A 3,795-nucleotide genomic window follows, 5' to 3' on the forward strand; every position below is an offset into this window, starting at 1 on the left:
GTAGTTGGGACCTTGTCCCTGTGAGAGTAGGACGTCGCCAAGCAAGCTTAAGACGAGTCAAAATGACTCGTCTTTTTGTGTTTAATGAAGTAATCTTGTAATTAATGTCGCCTCTATAAGTACGTTTATCTAACAAGAAACACCTTGATTTAATTATGATTTCACATGTAAATAGTGTACCTTCAGAAAAATATGGTCAAGTTGGTTAAACTGTCTATTTGTTAACAAGAATATATACAAGATAATGCCCTCTGTAGCCTGTTCACCCCTTCTTTTATTTCTTCAGTTGTTAAATGTCCGTACCCTATAATAATTTGATTATGATGTTTTCCTTTTTTAATGGCGTGGTCTTCCACGGGATATACTTTTACTCCGAGTTGTTGAATTTCCTCAAGTAATTCTTTTGTGAATTGAACTTGATTGAATTCAACAATCAAGTGTAATCCTGTAGAATAGCCGAAAATATTGATCTTATTTGAGAATGCTAATTTTAATTGCTGGATAAGGAAGTTTCTTCGATTTTTATAGAGTTTTTTCATCTTCATAATATGCCGTTCCAAATGATCTTCGGTAATAAATTTAGCAAGAACAAGCTGATTTAAAGAAGGTGTATGTAGATCTGAAAACCATTTTACTTTGCGACATTTTTCAATAAGGTGTGAGGGAAGAACTAAGTATCCCATCCTAAGGGCCGGTGATAAAATTTTACTAAATGAACCTATATATATAACACGCTCGGGATCCAATCCCTGTAATGAACTGACGGGTGAGCCTTCATATCGAAATTCACTGTCATAATCATCTTCAATGAGGTAGCAATTTGTTTTTCTTGAGTAGTTAATCAATTGAACTCGTCGTTGAATCGGTAATGTTCCACCTAAAGGAAACTGATGAGAAGGAGTAATAAAGATAAATTTTGGATTTTTATTTACAGGTAGCAAAGATGTATCCATCCCATTATCATCAACTGGTATAGGATAAAGGAAGGCTCCTGAATTTTTAAAAATTGTTTGAATGTCATTGGTAATAGGATCTTCTATTATTACTTCATCACCCGTTGATAAAAGTAATTTAGAAACAAGTGTTAAAGCTTGAGTTGCACCAGAAGTAATCACTAATTGTTCTGGATGACAAAAAACTCCTCTTGTTTTTAGTAAATAGCGTGATAAAGCCTTTCTTAATTCGGGACGCCCTTCGGGAATATCGTATCCAAACGTAGAAGGAGGTGCTTCGTGCCATATTGTGTGAGACAAATTTGCCCATCTCTTGCGTGGAAATAAGTCTAATGCTGGTATCCCTGAGCGAAAATTAATGATGTTACTGTCTTTGTTTATTTCTTCGCACCAAGATAAAGAATCAATTAGAGTTGATTTTTTACGTTGTTCTAAATAAGTCCCCTCCCCAATGAATGTTCCTGCTCCCTGTCGAGCGACCAAAAAACCTTCGGAAAATAATTGATCATAAGCTTCTAAAATTACATTCCTAGATACGTTTAACTCAGAAGATAATTCCCGTGTTGATGGTAACTTTTCTCCGGACTGTAGGTCTCCATTTAATATTCGCTCACGTATTTGGTAATAAACCTGTCGAGTTAAACTAATATCTAACGATCGATCAATAGGTATCCAAAGCATATAAATGCTCCCTTCATCAAAATTGGTACCATAAAAATTTGGCTAAAATGGTACTAATACGAACCATTTTAGCATGCTATAGTTGGATCAAATAGTTCTAAGGGAGATGAAAATGTGATGACGAAAGAATTTCAAGTAGCTCAGGCATTTAAATCGATTGCACGAAATGAACATATAAAATCCTATGTACAACAATCCACCGAGCTCTATGTGTTATTGTTACAAGCTGCGAAACGCTTTGTCACCGGAGAAACGAGACATGAGGGGATTGTGACGGCAAAAGAACTAATTACAAAAGGGTATCATACTTCACTGGAGTATATAGGGGAAAATAAGCTAGATATAAAGGAGTGTTATAAAGCAAAAAATGAGTTTTTGAATCTTATTGGGGACGTGGGTGCTCTTTCTATAAAACAAACAGTATCACTTGATTTATCGCATATTGGATTATCTATAGATCCAGAAATATCTTATATTCATTTAATGGAGTTGGCAGAGAAGGCAAATGCACAAGGAACTACCCTTATGATAAGTATGGAAGAATCATCTAAGGCAGAGGACATTCTTTCTATCTATAAAAAAACAACAGAGCAATATCCTAACGTAGGGATAACAATTCAGGCACATTTATATCGCTCGAACAATGATATTCAAGAACTCCTACATTATCCAGGGAAAATACGAGTTGTAAAAGGTGCCTATCAAGAAGTTCCGGATATTGCTATGCCTAGATCAACCGATTTAAATCAGCAGTATCTTCAAATTGTAGAACAATTAATTGAAAACAATCACCCTGTATCTATAGCTACACATGATGAAATTCTTATTAAAGAGATGGAACAACGTCAATATTTTAGTCAATCTAATGTAGAGATAGAAATGTTATATGGAATTCGTCCGGATATGTTAAGTAATTTGAAAAACAAAGGACATAACGCTAGAGTATATTTGACTTATGGGAAAGAGTGGTATTTGTATTTATGTCACCGGATTGCTGAACATCCAGAAAATCTATATCATGCGGTGACAGATATGATACATTCATCTTCAGAGCAGCGGAGTAGGGAATATTGAATATACATTTTATCTTAAATGTAAAGGTTATTTTGGCTATGGTTATTGCGAGGAAGTTAAATAATTTTGGCTGTGTCCCAAAAATAAGAGTTAGATTTTTCGCGGGTTAGAAATTCTGGCTCGTTTTATATCGGAATTTTAGGCTTGTAGCTAGAAATAAGTGAATTTGTAATTCTATATGTATTTCAAAATGAAGGATATATAAAAGAACAATAAAATTACATGTCATAGGTATAGGATAAACATACTTAAATGTTATAAAAAGTGACACAAACAAAAGAACACTCGTTCCCTATCGGTGTGTTGAGTATACTAGATCAATTGAGGCTCGTATTTTTAATCCTGTATATATGCTGAAAAAGAAATGCTATTAATCGGTTCGGACCTCGAATGTAGTTTGTATGCATATCTTAAGTTTCTGCTAAGAGGATATAACGGCTATTACCACTAGGCTGTATGGAAATGGATGAGGCCTAAAGATGAAAGAGATATAAGATGGATATTTCAGTGACGCAGGATAGTTAGTAAGTATATTTGTATATATTTATGAGTAAACAGATAAGTAAGGATTACCTCATATAAGGGGAACTCTATAACTAGAATAGTATACAAGTTTATTATGAACTTCTGTATCGTTGTTTATTATAAGAATACGTATATCTTTAATCCTTTCTAATGGGGTGCGTGATAAACAAGGAGGTATTTGGGGGAATAACTTTTTAATTACACATTAGTCTTTATTAATATTGTTTGTTTCACTAAGTAAAACCTTTCATATAAATTAAGTCTATAGGGCTAAGATAACTTGGATATATTTTGGAAGAGGAGATTAAAGAGAAGTAGAAGTTGCTTTTCTAGTAATGTAATTTTTATAGATTCTTCTCTAGGTTAGAGAGTGTCAAAATATTAACTTGAATATATTTATAAAAAGGTGTTGACGATTGCTACTTAGAGGTGTAATATAAAACAAGTCGCCGATGACAACAACATCGAAAGCGACAAACGAAATGAAAAACTTAGTTGACATTGAAAGATGAAAATGTTAACATAAGGAAGTCGCAAATGAGCGACCAAGTAGTTCTTTGAA

The 3,795-nt window shown here is 33.8% G+C and carries 2 protein-coding genes; one reads left to right on the forward strand and one right to left on the reverse strand.

From position 1 onward, the window contains the following. Positions 1–221: 221 nt before the first annotated feature. The gene (gene pdxR / locus AC2CGR_RS28090; RefSeq protein WP_484481375.1) at positions 222–1,634 is read right to left on the reverse strand and encodes a MocR-like pyridoxine biosynthesis transcription factor PdxR; all 1,413 of its coding nucleotides are present in this window, start codon (positions 1,632–1,634) and stop codon (positions 222–224) included. A gap of 117 nt (positions 1,635–1,751) precedes the next feature. Between pdxR and AC2CGR_RS28095 the strand changes: the two genes are divergently transcribed. Further along, positions 1,752–2,708 (forward strand): proline dehydrogenase family protein, encoded by a 957-nt coding sequence (locus AC2CGR_RS28095; protein ID WP_062822538.1) that lies wholly within the window; start codon positions 1,752–1,754, stop codon positions 2,706–2,708. Positions 2,709–3,795 lie beyond the last annotated feature (1,087 nt).

Source organism: Bacillus sp. LSHTCR4, assembly GCF_057197025.1.

Bases quoted from the DNA above. Each gene is read 5' to 3' on its own strand.
- AC2CGR_RS28095 (WP_062822538.1), top strand. From the start codon at position 1,752: ATGACGAAAGAATTTCAAGTAGCTCAGGCATTTAAATCGATTGCACGA.
- pdxR (WP_484481375.1), bottom strand. From the start codon at position 1,634: ATGCTTTGGATACCTATTGATCGATCGTTAGATATTAGTTTAACTCGA.